This window comes from Bradyrhizobium sp. WSM1417, from assembly GCF_000515415.1.
Classification (GTDB): domain Bacteria; phylum Pseudomonadota; class Alphaproteobacteria; order Rhizobiales; family Xanthobacteraceae; genus Bradyrhizobium.
On the sequence record NZ_KI911783.1, the window covers coordinates 135,051 to 151,662 of the forward strand.

19 protein-coding genes are annotated in these 16,612 nt (G+C 64.6%); 6 read left to right on the top strand and 13 right to left on the bottom strand.

What is annotated here, in order from left to right; genetic code table 11:
- The first annotated feature begins 24 nt into the window (after positions 1–24).
- Entirely contained in the window at positions 25–903 is an 879-nt protein-coding gene (locus tag BRA1417_RS0100645) for an MJ0042-type zinc finger domain-containing protein (RefSeq protein ID WP_027514145.1), read from the top strand.
- Between the two features lie 59 nt (positions 904–962).
- Positions 963–1,337, top strand: a complete 375-nt coding sequence (locus BRA1417_RS0100650; RefSeq protein WP_027514146.1) for a response regulator — start codon at positions 963–965, stop codon at positions 1,335–1,337.
- Positions 1,338–1,473: 136 nt separating this feature from the next.
- On the opposite strand, the gene BRA1417_RS0100655 is transcribed toward BRA1417_RS0100650, so the two are convergent.
- On the bottom strand, positions 1,474–2,634 hold the full coding sequence (locus tag BRA1417_RS0100655; protein ID WP_027514147.1) for a DUF4175 family protein: 1,161 nt from the start codon (positions 2,632–2,634) through the stop codon (positions 1,474–1,476).
- Positions 2,622–4,568 carry a TIGR02302 family protein gene (locus BRA1417_RS0100660; RefSeq protein WP_027514148.1) on the bottom strand — a complete coding sequence of 649 codons (1,947 nt, stop codon included), beginning with the start codon at positions 4,566–4,568 and terminating at the stop codon, positions 2,622–2,624. The genes BRA1417_RS0100655 and BRA1417_RS0100660 overlap by 13 nt, the downstream gene beginning before the upstream one ends.
- A 166-nt stretch (positions 4,569–4,734) precedes the next feature.
- On the opposite strand from BRA1417_RS0100660, the gene BRA1417_RS0100665 reads away from it, so the two are divergent.
- Entirely contained in the window at positions 4,735–5,118 is a 384-nt protein-coding gene (locus BRA1417_RS0100665) for a carboxymuconolactone decarboxylase family protein (RefSeq protein ID WP_027514149.1), read from the top strand.
- A 214-nt stretch (positions 5,119–5,332) separates the two neighbouring features.
- Positions 5,333–6,229: an NAD(P)-dependent oxidoreductase gene (locus BRA1417_RS0100670; RefSeq protein ID WP_027514150.1), complete on the top strand. Its 897-nt coding sequence runs from the start codon at positions 5,333–5,335 to the stop codon at positions 6,227–6,229.
- A 402-nt stretch (positions 6,230–6,631) separates the two neighbouring features.
- On the opposite strand, the gene BRA1417_RS0100680 is transcribed toward BRA1417_RS0100670, so the two are convergent.
- Positions 6,632–6,958, bottom strand: a complete 327-nt coding sequence (locus BRA1417_RS0100680; RefSeq protein WP_027514152.1) for a DUF1330 domain-containing protein — start codon at positions 6,956–6,958, stop codon at positions 6,632–6,634.
- 136 nt (positions 6,959–7,094) lie between these two features.
- Complete coding sequence (locus BRA1417_RS0100685) at positions 7,095–7,793, bottom strand: helix-turn-helix domain-containing protein (protein WP_027514153.1); 699 nt, start codon at positions 7,791–7,793, stop codon at positions 7,095–7,097.
- Positions 7,794–7,903: 110 nt separating this feature from the next.
- On the opposite strand from BRA1417_RS0100685, the gene BRA1417_RS0100690 reads away from it, so the two are divergent.
- Entirely contained in the window at positions 7,904–8,494 is a 591-nt protein-coding gene (locus BRA1417_RS0100690) for an SRPBCC family protein (protein ID WP_245286126.1), read from the top strand.
- A 57-nt stretch (positions 8,495–8,551) separates the two neighbouring features.
- Here the strand turns inward: BRA1417_RS0100690 and lysA are convergent, their stop codons facing one another.
- The 3 genes from lysA to argH form a co-directional block, all read right to left on the bottom strand.
- Positions 8,552–9,817 carry a diaminopimelate decarboxylase gene (lysA, locus tag BRA1417_RS0100695; protein WP_027514155.1) on the bottom strand — a complete coding sequence of 422 codons (1,266 nt, stop codon included), beginning with the start codon at positions 9,815–9,817 and terminating at the stop codon, positions 8,552–8,554.
- Between the two features lie 23 nt (positions 9,818–9,840).
- On the bottom strand, positions 9,841–10,131 hold the full coding sequence (locus BRA1417_RS0100700; RefSeq protein ID WP_027514156.1) for a lipoprotein: 291 nt from the start codon (positions 10,129–10,131) through the stop codon (positions 9,841–9,843).
- Between the two features lie 93 nt (positions 10,132–10,224).
- Positions 10,225–11,622, bottom strand: coding sequence for an argininosuccinate lyase (argH, locus tag BRA1417_RS0100705; RefSeq protein WP_027514157.1), 1,398 nt, complete (start codon positions 11,620–11,622; stop codon positions 10,225–10,227).
- Positions 11,623–11,728: 106 nt separating this feature from the next.
- Between argH and BRA1417_RS0100710 the strand changes: the two genes are divergently transcribed.
- Positions 11,729–12,418, top strand: a complete 690-nt coding sequence (locus tag BRA1417_RS0100710; RefSeq protein WP_027514158.1) for a TlpA disulfide reductase family protein — start codon at positions 11,729–11,731, stop codon at positions 12,416–12,418.
- A gap of 9 nt (positions 12,419–12,427) precedes the next feature.
- On the opposite strand, the gene BRA1417_RS0100715 is transcribed toward BRA1417_RS0100710, so the two are convergent.
- From BRA1417_RS0100715 to BRA1417_RS0100740, 6 genes are all read right to left on the bottom strand, one after another.
- Positions 12,428–12,622, bottom strand: a complete 195-nt coding sequence (locus BRA1417_RS0100715; protein WP_007615312.1) for a hypothetical protein — start codon at positions 12,620–12,622, stop codon at positions 12,428–12,430.
- Positions 12,623–12,762: 140 nt separating this feature from the next.
- Positions 12,763–13,644, bottom strand: coding sequence for a 3-hydroxybutyryl-CoA dehydrogenase (locus BRA1417_RS0100720; protein WP_007597339.1), 882 nt, complete (start codon positions 13,642–13,644; stop codon positions 12,763–12,765).
- Positions 13,645–13,836: 192 nt separating this feature from the next.
- Positions 13,837–14,781, bottom strand: a complete 945-nt coding sequence (locus tag BRA1417_RS0100725; protein ID WP_027514159.1) for an electron transfer flavoprotein subunit alpha/FixB family protein — start codon at positions 14,779–14,781, stop codon at positions 13,837–13,839.
- Positions 14,781–15,530, bottom strand: coding sequence for an electron transfer flavoprotein subunit beta/FixA family protein (locus BRA1417_RS0100730; RefSeq protein ID WP_018453239.1), 750 nt, complete (start codon positions 15,528–15,530; stop codon positions 14,781–14,783). The genes BRA1417_RS0100725 and BRA1417_RS0100730 overlap by 1 nt, the downstream gene beginning before the upstream one ends.
- Before the next feature lie 125 nt (positions 15,531–15,655).
- Positions 15,656–16,228, bottom strand: coding sequence for a cob(I)yrinic acid a,c-diamide adenosyltransferase (locus BRA1417_RS0100735; protein ID WP_027514160.1), 573 nt, complete (start codon positions 16,226–16,228; stop codon positions 15,656–15,658).
- A gap of 1 nt (position 16,229) precedes the next feature.
- Entirely contained in the window at positions 16,230–16,424 is a 195-nt protein-coding gene (locus tag BRA1417_RS0100740) for a twin transmembrane helix small protein (RefSeq protein ID WP_027514161.1), read from the bottom strand.
- Positions 16,425–16,612: the final 188 nt, after the last annotated feature.

Consider the following 16,612-nt stretch of genomic DNA (forward strand, 5'->3'; position numbering starts at 1 on the left):
TTGTCCATGCATCAAGGCTCGTCCATGCATATCGTCTGCCCTCATTGTACGACATCCTACGCCATCAAGCCCGCGAGCCTTGGGGCGAACGGCCGGACCGTGCGCTGTTCCCGTTGCAAGGAAACCTGGGTCGCCCATGCCGAGGATGCCATCGAGGAGGCATCTGTCCCGGCCATGGCCGCGGCCAGCCGGGGCGACGACCAGTCCGATCTCGCCGAGCAGTGGAACTCCTATGCCCAGGACGACGGCGCCGCTGACGCACCTGTCGTTGACAGCCCCTCGATCGCCAGCGACTGGCCGGACCAGGAAGCCACCGACGCCGAAGACGAATGGTCGGCGGCCGCCCGGTCCGCCGAGGAGGAAGTCGTCGGCGAGCAGCATCAATCCTGGTTCCGCGGCCTGTTCGGCCGCCGCGGCGCCCGGGTGCGCCGTCCGGTCGCCACGGCGGCCCCGCGAAAATCTCATTTCGGCCTGCCAACTGCCTGCGCCGCCATGGGCGCGCTGGTGCTGGCGCTGGTGATCTGGCGCGGCGACATGGTGCGGCTGCTGCCGCAGACGGCAGCCTTCTACAGGATGGTCGGCCTCGAAGTGAACCTGCGCGCACTGGCCTTCAAGGACGTCAAGCTCTCCAGCGAGACCGTGGACGGTAAGCAGGTGCTGGTGATCGAGGGCGTGATCGTGGGCCAGGGCAAGAAGCCGCTCGACATTCCCCGGTTGCGCTTCGCGGTGCGCGACGCGCAAGGCGCGGAAATCTACGCCTGGAACGCCGTTCTGGAACAGACCGTGCTACAGCCCGGCGAGCGCGCCTTTTTCCGCTCGCGCCTGGCCTCGCCGCCGCCGGAGGGCCGCAATATCGACGTTCGCTTCTTCAACCGGCGCGACATCGCCGGCGGCAGCGTATAATCGATTTCGCAGGTCTCGCAGGCAAAGTTGGTCGCGAGATTGATCCCGAGGTTCGTCTCATGTCCAAGGTCCTGATCGCCGACGACGAGGATTCGATGCGCCAGCTGGTGGCGCGCGCCATCGCCATGGACGGCCACGAGATCGTCACCGCGCAAGACGGCGCCGAGGCGCTCGAGATCCTCACGCGCGCGGATGGCGGGTTCGACCTGTTGCTCACCGATATCCAAATGCCGGTGATGGACGGCATCGCGCTGGCGCTTTCCGTCGCACGCGATTTCCCCGATTTGACCATTCTGCTGATGACCGGCTTTGCCGACCAGCGCGAGCGCGCCTCGAACCTCAATGCACTGGTGCATGACGTCGTGACCAAGCCGTTCTCGGTCGCCGACATCCGCACCGCAGTGGCGGATGCGCTGGCGGCGAAGAAGGGATAGCGGCGTCGAGGCGCCACGTATTCCGCTGTCATGCCCCGGCTTGACCGGGGCGTCCAGTACGCCGCGGCCTCTCGATTGAATCACAACCGTCTCGGAGTACTGGATCGCCCGGTCAAGCCGGGCGATGACAGAGAACTCAAAAATCCTTCAGCAGCCGCTCGATGTAGTCGAGCTCAATCTGCGGGCGCGAGCTGTCCCCCAAGCGGCGACGGAGCTCCTCGAGGATGCGGCGGACGCGCTGGGCGTCGATCTCGCCGGGGATCTTGACCGTGTAGTCGTCGCTCAGATCGCGGCCGTGAAGGGGGCGACCGAGCGGATCGGTCTGATTGCCGCCGCTCTGCTGACGGCCGGGCCGGTTGCCGGGACCATCGCCCTGCCCGTCGCCATCGCCCTGCTGCATCGCCTCGGCCATCTTCTGCGCGCCCTTGCGCAAGGCCTCAAGCGCTTTCCCTTGCGCGTCCACGGCACCGTCCGAATTGCCTTCGCCGAGCTGCGAGCCGGCATCGCCCATGGCCCCGTCGGCGGCGTCGAGACTGCCGTCGTCATCGCCCTGGTCGCCGTCCTGATCGCCATCCTGGCCCGGCTGTCCCTGCTCGCCCTGCTGACCCTTTTGCCCTTTTTGGCCCTGGCTCTTCTGGCCCTTTTGCCCCTTCTGCGTGAGGCCGCGCTTGGCGAGTTCGTCCTGCAGCTTCTTTAGACGATCCCGCAGCGACTGCTGATCCTGCTGGAGGTCCGACATCGACTGGTCGCCCTGCTGCTTGCCGCGCGAGCGCTCACGCCGGGAATCCTGGCCCTGCTTGAAAGTCTTGTCGCGCAATTGCTGCTGCTTGCGGATCATGTCGCTGAGCTCGTTGAGCGCCTGCTCCATGTCGCTGTCGCCGGATTGCCCGGGCTGCGCCATCTGGAGATTTTCCATGATCTGCGCGAGCTGCTCGAGCATGCGCTGGGCCGCTTCTTTATTGCCTTCGCGCGCCGCCTTCTCGATTTGCTTCAGCAATTCGTCCAGGTCGCGCTGCGTGATGACGGAACGGTCGCGATTGGAGGATTGGCTCTTTTCCGTCGCGCGTTTGTAGTCCTCGAGCTTCTGAATCGCATCGGATTGATTGTTCAGGCTCTTGCCGGATTCCTTCTGCCTGAGACTGTCGCCGGAATCCTGCATCGCCTTTTCAGCGCCATCGAGCAGGGCATCGACATCCTGATCCTGCTGGGCAGCCGCGGGCGAGACGCCTCCCAACAGGAAGGCGAGGCAGGCGATCGAGATCGCCTTCAAGACTGGCACGCGTGCTAGCTTCCGCATTTACGGTCTCGCGTCGACTGGTTGGCCCCGTCGTTGCCCGGCTTCGCCCGGTTGTTCGCCGACTTGCGATAGGCCTGAAGCTGCTCGCGCAATGCGTCCTGCTGCTTCGCCAGCTCTTCGAGCTGCTCGGGCGTGGCGTTCTGGGTCTTTTGTTTCAGCTCGACGGACTTGTCGAGGATGAGCTGAACCTCTGCCGGGAAAGGCTGCCGGGGTCCAAGCGGATTCTGCTCGGCGCGCCGGGCGAGATCGCGCACCTTGCCGGCCATCGCCTCGCGAAGCTTTTGCGTCAGCGCCTTGATCTCGTCCTCGCTGGCGCCGCGTTCCAGCGCCCGCTTGAGCGCGTCCTGCGCCGAACGCAGCGCGGCGTTGACGCTGCCGGCGACACCGTCGTCCTCGATGGTGACCGCGAACGCCCACATGCTTTTCACCACATCGCGCATCGCGTCGTCGGTGCGGGCGGCTTCCAGCTGCAGCGCCAGGCTGCGCAGGCCGAGATAGCAGCCCGCATCCGGTGTGAACAATTCGGGTGCGATCATCAGCGCGTCGAGCGCGGCGTAGACATCCGAGTTCTTGTTGGCGTCGAGCGCGAGGATGCGGCGCTGCTCGACCAGCGCGCGCGCGAGCGAGTTGGTGAACAGCCGCTCGGGCAGGCGCATGTTGAAGGGCTCGCTCCTGGCCTCGTTGCCCGCCTCGTCCTTGGCGGTGAGGGTCAGCGTGACGTCGGCGCCGGCATAGGGATCCTCGCTGAGGTCCTTCACCGTCTGGCCGACGCCGTTGCGGGTGCGCGCATTCGGCAGCACGAGCGGGAATTGCGGCGGCTGGAATAGCGGCCGCGCGGCGGACTTGGTATCGGCCTCCTTGCTGCCATCCTTGATGCCATCCTTGGCATCGGCAGGACGCAGGCCGATTTGCGCGTCGGCGCCGGTGACGCCGTAATCGTCCTCGACCTTGTAAGTGAGCTGGAGTCCGCCACGGGCCTGGCGCTCGGGATCCTTGGCCAGCGCGATCGTCGGCGCGCGGTCCGGCGTTGCCGCAAACGCCCATTGCGGCTGGCCGGAGGGTGCGCGGACATGCGCGGTGCCGTCGCCGCTGATGGCAAAATGCTTCTCGTTGGTGCCCTTGGGTGCGGCTTCGGTGGGCGCGACTTCCTTGAGGCCGCCGGAGACGACAACATCTAGGCTGCCGCCGGAGGAACGAACGATCAGGGTCGAGCCTGCGGGAACGGCAAGCGGCCCGCTGGCCGGCAGCGCCGCGGCCTCCTTGTTCGCGGCCGACAGGATGATTGGCGGCTTGCCGGTGTAAAGCGGTGGCGTGACCCAGGCATCGACACGAACATTCGTCGGCGCCAGCACGCCGTTCCAGTGGAAGGCAGCCCCGAGCCGCATCGCACGCTCGTCGCCCGCGGCGAAGAAGGTCGCAACCAGCATCACCATGACCAGCGCGCGTAGCGCCCAGGGGTCATGCAGAGCGAGCCGGGGCTTCGGCAGACCGGCCCGGATGCGCTTGATCGAAGCCAGCGTGCGCTCGCGCTGCGCCCGCCACAAGGCCTGCGCAACCGGGTCCTGCGAGCTCAGCGTGTCCGTCAGCGTGGTGGCCGGCCGGTGACGGATGCCGGAGCCGCGGTCGAGCCGGGCCAGCGCCTCCTCGCGGCTCGGCCAGCGGAAGCGACTCAACGGGAACAGGACGGCAATCGCAACGCCGGCGAAAACGACAAGACCGATGGCGCGGGCAATGGACGGCAGCGCCAGCCAGAGGCCGGCCCAGGACACCACCAGGAACAGACCGACGACGGTAAGAAGCCGCGCCAAATTTGGCCAGGCACGCTCCCACGCGATGGCATAAGTGGCCCGTTGCAGGGCTTGCGCCAGCTTCAGCCGCGACAGAGCGTCGCCATCGCGGATCGGGTCTGACGGGTCGGGGGTGACGCCGTTCAATCAACTCTCCAGGTTGCCCGGTAGAGAAGCGTACCACAACGGCAGCACTGAGGCATCCGTTCCTGTACGGGAGACACCCCTTTTCCCGCATAACACGAGGACGTGACTGGCCCGCCGCAACCCCGTAATTTCCGCGCCGCCATCCAAGGAAAAAGAAGGAAACGCCATGGACAAGAAGATGCACGACAAGGGCCTGGAAGTCCGCAAAGCGGTGCTCGGCGAGGCCTATGTCAACAACGCTCTGAAGAGCGTCGACGATTTCAACCGTCCGTTCCAGGAGATGCTCAACGAATATTGCTGGGGCACGGTGTGGGGCCGCGAGGAGCTGCCGCGCAAGACCCGCAGCATGCTCAACATCGCGATGATCGCGATCCTCAATCGTCAGCACGAATTCCGCGCGCATCTGAAGGGCGCACTCACCAACGGCGTCAGCCGCGACGAGATCCGCGAGATCCTGATGCAGGTCGCAATCTATGGTGGCATGCCGGCCGCGGTCGACAGTTTTCGGATCGCACGCGAGGTGTTCGCGGAGATCGACGGCAAGGCGTGAGACGACAACGCTCTCTCCCACGTCGTCCCGGCGAAGGCCGGGACCCATAACCACAGGCAGCCCTTTGGCGATGACTATGCGTTACCTGACCTTGGTCGGTACGTGCGCTATCCGCCAAACAGAGATCACGCGGTATGGGTCCCGGCCTTCGCCGGGAGGACACCGAATGTAGGGGCGCACCGCTCGCCAACAACGAAGAACACAAGGAAACACCATGGACATCGGATTCATCGGCCTCGGAAATATGGGTTTCCCGATGGCGCGGCGGCTGATCGAGGCCGGCAACCGGCTCGTCGTGTTCGACACGCGCCAGGAGGTCGTCGACAAGCTGGTGGCGCGCGGCGCCAATGCGGCGACGTCGCCAAAGGACGTCGCCGACCAGGTCGAGACGGTCATGGCGAGCTTGCCTTCGCTGCAGGCTTCGCTCGCGGTTGCGACGGGGCCGAATGGCGTGATCAAGGGGAGCCGCGTCAAACGCTTCATCGACCTCTCCACGGTCGGCTCCGCGATGGCGGTGAAGATTCACGGCCTGCTCGCCAAGCATGACATCGTGCAGATAGACTGCCCCGTCTCCGGCGGCGTCGGCGGCGCGGAGAAGGGCACGCTGGCGGTGATGGTCTCGGGGCCAAAGACCGAGTTCGAGCTGCTCAAGCCCGCGCTCGACATCATCGGAAAAGTGTTCTTCATCGGCGAGAAGCCCGGCGCGGCGCAGACCATGAAGCTCGCAAACAACTTCTTGTCGGCCACCGCGATCGTGGCGACCTCGGAAGCGGTGGTGATGGGCGTCAAAGCCGGGCTCGATCCCGCCGTGATGATCGACGTCATCAATGCCGGCTCCGGCATGAACACCGCGAGCCGCGACAAGTTTCCGCGCTCGGTGCTGCCGCGCAGCTTCGACTTCGGCTTCGCCACCGGACTGATGGTGAAGGACGTGCGGCTGGCGCTGGAGGAGATGAAGCAGCTCGGCCTGTCGATGGAGGTCGCGGATGCGGTCGGGCGGTTGTGGGAGACGGTCATCAGCGCGGAAGGCGCCGAGTCCGATTTCACCGCGGCGATCAAGCCGATCGAGAAGAAGGCGGGTGTTGTGGTTGGCGGCCGGCCACCCAGCTAGCGCCAACACGAGAACGCAGCGCCGATGACCGGCGCTGCGCTGTCCTCCTTGGATCGATCTGCTACGAGCGGCGTCTGCCAAGTTCCAGAAGGTCGATCGGCTGTTCCAGTTGAAGGGAGGCCGAGCCCCCGCTGCATTTGATATACTTCTCGTCGCACCTGCGCATGCACCGTCTCTCGCTCGAGCATTTCGCAGAGGTATTGTTGCAGCTGACCCACGTAATGTCGCACCGTGTGACCCGGGCCGACGCGACGCCGGAAAGTCCGAGCAGGAAGGCCACGCTGCAAGCTACGAAAAGCATGCGAAGCAGGCCGGCGCCGGCGAGTGAATCGTTCATTCCAATCTCCTGTGTTGGCCGGGCAGGTCTGCGCCTGCGCGCCGAGTTTTTGACGAAGACGCAGTTCAAGCCTTGGCGAGATAGGGGATCGTGCCGGCCAAGTCGGTATCATCGATCAACTGGAAGCGGCTCTCGCTGCCGCCCCTGCGCGCTGCCGCGAAGCGGCTGTAGGCGGGATCAGCGACGAAGGACTCTGCTGCCTTCACCGTTGGAAACGACATGATCGCGATCAGGGAGGTGTCGAGAGGCGCACCTTCCAGCGTCTTCACATTGCCGCTGCGCGAGAGGTACTTGCCGCCGTGCTTGTGCACGAGGTCGTGAACGGAGGCCGCATAGTCCGGCACCCATTTTCCGTCGGTCACTTTGATGTCTGCGATCAGATAGGCTGTCATGCCGCGTCTCCTGGCTCGATGTCTGCCCGGGCCTCGATGGCGCGGGAACGACGTCGGTGTGCCAGAACACAGCGGCCACGAACCAGTACGGGAACTGTAGCGGGGCGATACAAATACTGAATTGCGCCGCCCTGGATCAGCTCGCCAGCTTGCGTTCCTTGGCGAACGGGCTGAGGCCCAGCCAGCTTTGCATGGCCGCGGCAAGGTGCCGATCGCCGGTGAGCAGCATCCGCCGGCTTGCGACGGCCGCGCGCACGGTATCGAGTCCCATCCAGATCGCCGTCATGGTGCGCAGATCAACCGACACGTAAAGGTCAACATCGAAACCGGGATCGATCGAGCAGAGGTCGACACTGTCGTCGGGATCGACGATCAGCCACCACAATCGCTGCGTCGAAGGCAATTCCGGATACGCGAACTGCAGCACACTGCGGCGGGTCGGCATCGGCGTCGTGTTCAAATTCCGCCGCATGTCCCACATCAACAGCTGGACATCGAGATGCTGAAGCGACAGATCCGACTCGATGCGGCGCTGGCCCCAGATGCCGAACGCCTCCACGATTGGGCCGAGTTCGCGTCCGGCTGTGGTCAGCAGATATTCGGTGATACCTCGCTCGGAAGCCGATGCCCGGCGCGTAACGATGCCGGCGGCTTCGAGCTCCTTGAGACGTTGCGAGAGCAAGGCAGGCGACATCCGCGGAACGCCGCGGCGCAGCTCGTTGAAGCGCGTCGAGCCGGCAATGAGTTCGCGAAGGAGCACGACGGTCCAGCGCGTGCATAATATCTCGGCCGCCATCGCGACCGGACAGAACTGCCTGTAGCTGCCAATGGTCATGCGGGCCTCCGTGACAAGCGAAGGTGCAACCTTAGGGCCGCGGCGCGCGGCTTCCTAGTTCAGTTTCTGTATCAGCAGCGATTCATTCTCTGAACTGGCCGAGGACCGTGGTGAGCGTCTATTCGACCGGCATTGGCAAGCCGGCCGCCGCAATCACGGCCCGCCGGATACAGGAGATTACCATGAAGAAATACGATTCAGCGGCATCCAGATTGCTCGTTTCGGTTCGCAGCGCCGCGATTTGCACCCTCGGCCTGGGCGTCGGCGTCATGCCGGCGTCCGCAGCCAATCTGACGAGGAGCATCGAGGTCAGCAGTGCTGCGGCCGAGGTGTGGTCCGTCATCGGGCCGTTCTGCGCGATCAAGGATTGGCTGCCCCCGGTGGGGCAGTGCATTGTGGACGGCAAGTCGCCGCCAACCCGGACGCTCGTCACCAGGGACGGCAAGGCCTCGTTCGTGGAGACGCAGACTGCGCGGAACGACAAAGACTACAGCTATTCCTACGCGTTCCTGTCGAGCCCACTGCCGGTGAGCCAGTACAAGTCGACCATCAAGGTCACGGCAAAGGGTGAAGGCGCGTCGGTGGTGACATGGACCGGCATCTACACGCCCGACCCGGGGCGGGAGAAGGAAGCGGTCGATGCCCTCGGCGGCGTCTATGATTCCGGCCTCGCCGCGATCAAGGACCGGTTCAAGAAGTAGGTGTCAATGCAGCGATGGGCGCAGCGGTAGCTGCGCTCATCGTGGACAATCACAGCCTCACAGCCACGGCGCCGGCGTATCCATCGCGATCAATTGCTCGACCTCGATGCGCGGACGCACGACGGCGTACTGGTCGCCCTTCACCAGCACCTCGGGCACCAGCGGCCTCGTATTGTAGGTGCCGGCCTGCACTGCGCCATAGGCGCCGGCGGTCATGATGGCGATGAGGTCGCCGGGCTTTGGCGTCGGCAGCGTGCGATCCAGCGCGAGGTAGTCGCCGGTCTCGCAGACCGGGCCGACGACGTCGGCCATCATGGTCGCGGCTCCCTTCGCAGGCTGCGTCACCGGCAGAATGTCGTGATGGGCCTCATATAGCGTCGGACGGATCAGATCGTTCATGGCGGCGTCGATGATGACGAAATTCTTGCCGTCAGCGTGCTTCACATAGATCACCTTGGCGACCAGGATGCCGGCATTGCCGACGATCATGCGCCCCGGCTCGAACATCAGCGCGCAGCCGAGATTGTGGCTGACGCGCTTGACCATCGCGGCATACGCATCGGGCGCCGGCGGCGCTTCGCGGTCCATGTAATAGGGAATGCCGAGGCCGCCACCGAAATCCACATGCGAGATGTTGTGGCCGTCGGCACGCAGCGTCTGCACGAATTCGGAGAGGATGCGGAACGCGATCTCCATCTTGGAGAGGTCGGTGATCTGGCTGCCGATATGAACGTCGGTGCCTGTGACCTCGATGCCCGGCAGCTTCGCGGCGCGGGCATAGACCTCGCGGGCATGCGCGATCGGGATGCCGAACTTGTTCTCGGACTTGCCGGTCGAGATCTTTGCGTGGGTGCCGGCATCGACGTCGGGATTGACACGGATCGAGATGCGCGCGGTCTTGCCCGTCTCGGTCGCAACGCGCGACAGCAGCTCGAGCTCGGGCTCGGATTCGACGTTGAGGCAGAGGATGTCGGCGGCCAGTGCGGCGCGCAGCTCGTCTTCCGTCTTGCCGACGCCGGAGAACAGGATCTTGCTTGCCGGAATGCCGGCGGCCAGCGCGCGTTTCAATTCGCCGCCGGAGACCACGTCCGCGCCGGCCCCGAGCCTGGCCAGCGTGCGCAGCACCGACTGGTTGGAATTCGCCTTCATGGCGTAGCAGACCAGCACCTTCTCCCCGGCGAAAGCGTCGGTGAAAACGCGATAGTGCCGCTCGAGCGTTGCGGTCGAATAGCAATAGAACGGCGTGCCGACGGTTGCAGCCAGCTCGGACAGGTTCACTGCCTCGGCGTGCAGCACGCCGTTGCGATAGTCAAAATGGTTCATGGCGTTGGCTCAGTTGCCCCGGCCTATCGGCTGGGTCTTTCGTCCAGGAGCGGGTCGAGGATAAACGGTTTCTTCCTGCCCTTGGTCGCCGCCGGTGCGGCGTCCGCGCCATAGGTGGGATTGAACACGCTCGGCGTTCTCTGGGCTTCGGTCTCGGTATCGGTCGGCGGCGCAACGTTGGCCGTGGACGCGCTGGAGGCGGTCGGCGGCAGATCCAGCGGGCCCTTGCGGCCACAGCCGGCGAGCGCGAGCGCCGTCAGGCTCAAGACAATGATGGCCCACCCCGAGCCGGCCGGGCGAAACTTTGACGTCACGACGAAATCCCCACTACGCGCGGCGCACCATACAGAGATTGGCGCGTTCTGGCGAGACCCGGATGATCATGAAACATAAGCGAAATTTTGCCCTCAGCCCAATTTTCGCTCTTTTTCCAGCCGCCTCAGCCAGCCCTTGGCCTGCGACGCCACGTTCTTCGGCGCAGTGCCGCCGAAGCTGGTCCGGCTCTTGACCGACGATTCGACCGAGAGCACGCCAAGCACGTCCTTCGTGATTTTCGCTTCGATCGCCTGCATCTCCCTCAGCGGCAGCTCGTGCAGCGCCACGCCGCCCTCGGCGGCTTTGGCGACGATGCGGCCGGTGACGTGATGGGCCTCGCGGAACGGCATCTTCAACGTCCGCACCAGCCAGTCGGCAAGATCGGTCGCGGTGGCGTAGCCCTCGCCTGCAGCAAGCTTCATCTTCGCTTCATCAGGCACGAGATCCCGGACCATGCCGGTCATGGCGCGGATCGCGAGCGACAGCGCGGCGAAGCCTTCCATGGCGCCCTGCTTGTCCTCCTGCATGTCCTTTTGATAGGCGAGCGGCAGGCCCTTCATCACGATCAGCAGCCCATTGAGCGCGCCGATCACGCGGCCGGTCTTGGCGCGCACCAGCTCGGCGGCGTCAGGATTGCGCTTCTGCGGCATGATCGAGGATCCCGTGGTGAACTTGTCGCTGAGGCGGATCATGCCGACCAACGGCGAGGTCCAGATCACGATCTCCTCGGCGAAGCGCGACATGTGCACCGCGCAGATCGAGGCCGCCGACAGCGTCTCCAGCACGAAGTCGCGATCGGAGACCGCATCGAGCGAGTTCGCCATCGGACGATCGAAACCGAGCGCCTTCGCCGTGGCGTGACGGTCGATCGGAAACGAGGTTCCGGCGAGCGCCGCAGCTCCGAGCGGGGACTCGTTCAGCCGCTTGCGCGCGTCCTGGAAACGGCCGCGATCGCGCGCGGCCATCTCGACATAGGCGAGCAAATGGTGGCCGAAGGTCACCGGCTGCGCGGTCTGCAGGTGCGTGAAGCCGGGCATGACTGTTCCGGCATGCTCCAGGGCGCGCTGCACCAGCGCCTGCTGGAACGCGGCGAGCGCGGCGTCGGTCTCATCGAGGACATCGCGGACATAGAGACGGAAATCGGTCGCGACCTGGTCGTTGCGCGAGCGCGCGGTGTGCAGGCGACCGGCGGCAGGGCCGATCAGCTCGGACAGGCGGCTCTCGACATTCATGTGAATGTCCTCGAGCGCGCGCTTGAATTCGAAGCCGCCCTTGCCGATCTCTGACAAAATCGTGTCTAGACCCTTGCCGATATTTTTCGCATCAGAGGCCGTGATGATGCCCTGTGCGGCCAGCATCGCGGCGTGGGCCTTGGACGCGGCAATGTCCTGGGCAAAGAGGTGACGATCGACGTCGATGGAGACGTTGATCTCTTCCATGATCTCGTCGGGACGTTCCGAGAACCGGCCGCCCCACATCTTGTTGCTCATGATCCCCTGCTCACGCCTTGCCTGTCGCCGCCGCCCGTTTGCCGACGGCTGCCAGCCGTATTAAGAGGCCTCTGATAGCCATATCTGCGACCGGATGACAAACGATATGCTCGACCCCAACGACAGGCTCGACCAAAGGAAAGCGCGGTCGGCCACGCGCCGTATCCCCGTCGTCATCGCCACCGTGGTGGTCGGGGGCCTGGCTGGCTTTGCCGCGCTGTACGGGCTCGGCCTGGGTCGGGCCCCATCCGGCGATCCCGCCTGCCGGGCGGCGGTGAACACCGCACAGAAGATCGCCCCGCTCGCCCATGGCGAGGTGGCGGCGCTGACCATGGCGACCGCACCGCTGAAGCTGCCGGACCTGGCCTTCGAAGACGCCGAGGGCAGGCCGAAGAAGCTGTCGGATTTCCGCGGCAAGACGCTGCTGGTGAACCTCTGGGCCACCTGGTGCGTGCCCTGCCGCAAGGAAATGCCGGCGCTGGACGAGCTCCAGGGCAAGCTTTCGGGCCCGAATTTCGAGGTGGTGGCGATCAATATCGACACCCGCGACCCCGAAAAGCCCAAGACGTTCCTGAAAGAGGCCAATCTTACCCGGCTCGGCTATTTCAACGATCAAAAAGCCAAGGTTTTTCAGGATCTTAAGGCGATAGGCCGGGCTTTGGGCATGCCCACCTCGGTGCTGGTCGATCCTCAAGGCTGCGAGATCGCGACGATCGCGGGGCCGGCGGAATGGGCGAGCGAAGATGCCCTCAAGCTGATCCGGGCTGCGACGGGCAAAGCCGCCGCGTCGTTCTAAGCGATGATGTTAGGCGGTGACGTTGAGATTGCTGCCGACGCCGGCGCCGACATTGGCAAGCGAGGGCTGTCCGGCGCCGAGCAGCGTCAGGACGGTGGATTTCTCCGCATCCGCGTTCTGCTTCATCAGCGTCGCCGAGATATTCGACTGCAGCGCGCCTTGCTGAGAGGCCAGCATGCTGCTGACCATCGCCATCATGTCCATTACGCAAACCCTCGTACCGCGCGTAACCTAGAGGCGAGCGGTTAACGGGACATGAATTGTCACGAAACGCCGTAGGGTAGGCTTTGTCCGTGTTCCGGACGCGGCGGGCACGAAGTGACGAGCCGGGAGACGAGACCGGCTTATCTCGTCGGAACCGGCTTGGCGCCGCGGTAGTCGTAAAAACCGCGCTGGGTCTTGCGACCGAGCCAGCCCGCCTCGACGTATTTCACCAGCAGCGGGCACGGGCGGTACTTGGAGTCGGCGAGGCCCTCATGCAGCACCTGCATGATCGACAGGCAGGTATCGAGGCCGATGAAATCGGCGAGCTCCAGCGGGCCCATCGGATGGTGCGCCCCGAGCTTCATCGCCGCGTCGATCGCCTCGACGTTGCCCACGCCTTCGTACAGCGTGTAAATCGCCTCGTTGATCATCGGCAGCAGGATGCGGTTGACGATGAAGGCCGGGAAATCCTCGGAGACCGCGACCTGCTTGCCGAGCTTGCCGACGAATTCCTTTGACGCCTCGAAGGTCTGGTCGTCGGTGGCGATGCCGCGGATCAGCTCCACCAGCTCCATCAGCGGCACCGGATTCATGAAGTGAATGCCGATGAAGCGTTCGGGCCGGTCGGTGGCGGCGGCGAGCCGCGTGATCGAGATCGAGGAGGTATCGGAGGCAACGATCGCCTCCGGCTTCAACACCGCGCAGAGATCGTGGAAAATCTTGCGCTTGACCTCTTCCTTCTCGACCGCGGTCTCGATCACGAGATCGCAGTCCGCGAGGTCGTCCAGCTTCTCGCCGGCCACGATACGCGCCATCGCCTTGGCTTTGTCGTCCTCGCTGACGGCCTTCTTGGAGACCTGGCGCGTCAAATTGCCGTTGATCGTAGCCATGCCTGACTTGAGGCGGTCGGTCGAAATGTCGTTGAGCACCACGTCGAAGCCGGCCAGCGCAGCGACATGCGCGATGCCATTGCCCATCTGCCCCGCGCCGATCACGCCGACCTTCTTGATTACTGCCGCCATAATGTCATCCACCGGAACGGCGCGCTATCAACCGCGCCTGCCTATCCCCCGAGCCGGGAGGTCTGATTTAATCAGAACCCGGCCTCGAAACCTAGATTGGATCGCTTCGAAGGCGTGTCCCGCGCCAAAGAAAACGCCTCAAAAAGCAACACCGGCCGGAGTTTATAGCTCCGGCCGGTGTTTTAGCGCGTTTTACTTGCCGAGCTTGCCGAGTTCGGCGGTCAGCTCCGGAACCGCTTGGTAGAGGTCGGCGACCAGGCCGTAATCGGCAACCTGGAAGATCGGCGCGTCCTCGTCCTTGTTGATCGCGACGATCACCTTGGAGTCCTTCATGCCGGCCAGATGCTGGATCGCGCCGGAAATGCCGACCGCAACATAGAGCTCGGGGGCTACGACCTTGCCGGTCTGGCCGACCTGCCAGTCGTTCGGGGCATAGCCCGCATCCACCGCCGCGCGCGAAGCGCCGACGCCGGCGCCGAGCTTGTCGGCGAGCGGCTCGATGTACTTTGCGAAGTTCTCGCGGCTCTGCATGGCGCGGCCTCCGGAGACGATGATCTTGGCCGAGGTCAGTTCGGGACGGTCGCTCTTTGCGACTTCCTCGCCGACAAAGGACGACAGGCCCGGATCGGCCGCCGCCGCGACGCTCTCGACCGACGCGCTGCCGCCTTCACCTGCTGCGGCGAAGGTGGAGGTGCGCACCGTGATGACCTTCTTGGCGTCCTTCGACTTCACCGTCTGGATGGCGTTGCCGGCGTAGATCGGACGCTCATAGGTGTCGGGGGCGACCACCTTGGTGATTTCCGAGACCTGCATGACGTCGAGCAGGGCCGCGACGCGCGGCATCACGTTCTTGAAGCGCGAGGTCGCGGGCGCGACGATGGCGTCATAGGACGGCGCCAGCGAGACGATCAGCGCGGCCAGTGGCTCGGCCAGATCGTGCGCGTAGAGCGCGCCGTCGGCGAGCAGCACCTTCTTTACACCGGCAAGCTTGGCGGCCGCGTCCGCTGCAGCCTTGGCATTCTCGCCAGCCACCAGCACCTCGACGTCCGCGCCGAGCGCGGCCGCCGCGGTCAGGGCCTTGTTGGTCGCATCCTTGAGCGACGCATTGTCGTGTTCGGCAATCAGAAGCGTCGTCATCAGAGCACCCCGGCTTCGTTCTTGAGTTTCGACACCAACTCGGCGACGTCCTTGACCTTGACGCCCGCCTTGCGGCCGGCCGGCTCCGTCGTCTTGAGAACCTCGAGGCGCGCGGTGAGATCGACGCCGTAATCGGCGGCGGTCTTGTCCGCGATCGGCTTCTTTTTGGCCTTCATGATGTTCGGCAGCGAGGCATAGCGTGGCTCGTTGAGACGGAGATCGGTGGTGACGATCGCCGGTCCCTTCAGCTTCACGGTCTGCAAGCCGCCGTCGACTTCGCGGGTGACCTTGAAGTCGCTGCCTTCAACCTCGAGCTTCGAGGCGAAGGTCGCCTGCGACCAGCCGAGCAGCGCGGCCAGCATCTGGCCGGTCTGATTGCTGTCGTCGTCGATCGCCTGCTTGCCGAGAATGATCAGGCCCGGCTGCTCTTCGTCGGCAATCTTCTTCAGGATCTTGGCGACGGCGAGCGGCTCGACCGCGCCTTCCGCCTTCACCAGGATGCCGCGATCGGCGCCCATGGCGAGACCGGTGCGGATCGTTTCCGACGCCTGCGCCGGTCCGATGGAGACCACCACGACTTCGGTCGCCTTGCCGGCTTCCTTCAAGCGCAGCGCTTCTTCGACCGCAATTTCGTCGAACGGGTTCATCGACATTTTGACGTTGGCGAGTTCAACACCCGATCCATCGCTCTTGACGCGGACCTTGACGTTGTAATCGACCACCCGCTTTACCGGCACCAAGACCTTCATCGATCCTCTTTCACTCAATCTGGGAGGGGGTTTATCAACTGGCGCGGAACCTAAAGGCCTGATCCGGCCCGGTCAACGCGCGATGGGGTGTAATTTTGGCGCCCAGAAATGCGCCGCCTGATCGGTCAGCGATTCTGGCCCGGAACCCAGAGCACGTCGCCGGCGCCGTCATTGTTGGCGGCGCGGCTGGCCACGAACAGGAAGTCCGACAGGCGATTCATATACTGGATGCCAGCGGCACCCACAGGCTCTTCCGGCCGGGCCGCCAGTTCCACCATCACGCGTTCCGCCCTGCGGCAAATCGTACGGGCGACATGGAGGTAGGCGGCGGCCGGCGTGCCGCCCGGCAGTACGAAGGAGGTCAGGGGTGCCAGCTTGTCGTTGAGCGCGTCGATGTCGCGCTCGAGCCGCTCGACCTGGCTCGCCACCACCCGCAGCCGCTCCGCCTTGCCCTCACGTTCGGGCACCGCGAGGTCCGCGCCGAGGTCGAACAGATCGTTCTGGATGCGGCCAAGCATCGCGTCGAGCTCGGGCGCATCCCTGGTGTGAAGCCGGACCACGCCGATCGCAGCATTGGTCTCGTCGACCGTGCCATAGGCCTCGATGCGCAGATCATATTTCGGCCGGCGTTCGCCCGAGCCGAGCGCTGTCGTGCCGTCGTCACCGGTTTTCGTATAGATGCGGTTGAGCACGACCATGTTAACGCCCCATCGCCCACACGGCGACCATCGCGATGACGATCGCCACGAACTGAAGCAGCACGCGCCAGCGCATCAGCTTCTGCGAGGTGTTGGGCGAGCCACCGCGCATCATGTTGATCAGACCAAGCAGCAGCACCAACGCCACGGCGCCGACCGCGATTGGCAGAATGAAAGTACTCAGGAGAGATGCCATTCGAGGGTAGATAACACCCTGCGCGCCGGTCCGCCATGGCGTTCCCGATCTGGCTTTCAAGCCAATAATATCAGAAGCTAGCTAGATGAATCTGGATCTCCGCGAACTGCCCATCCTCTTCGCCTCTCCCCGGGAAGAGGACAGAATGCGCTTCCCGCGCGCGGGAAGAGGACGTGGCAACAGCAGTG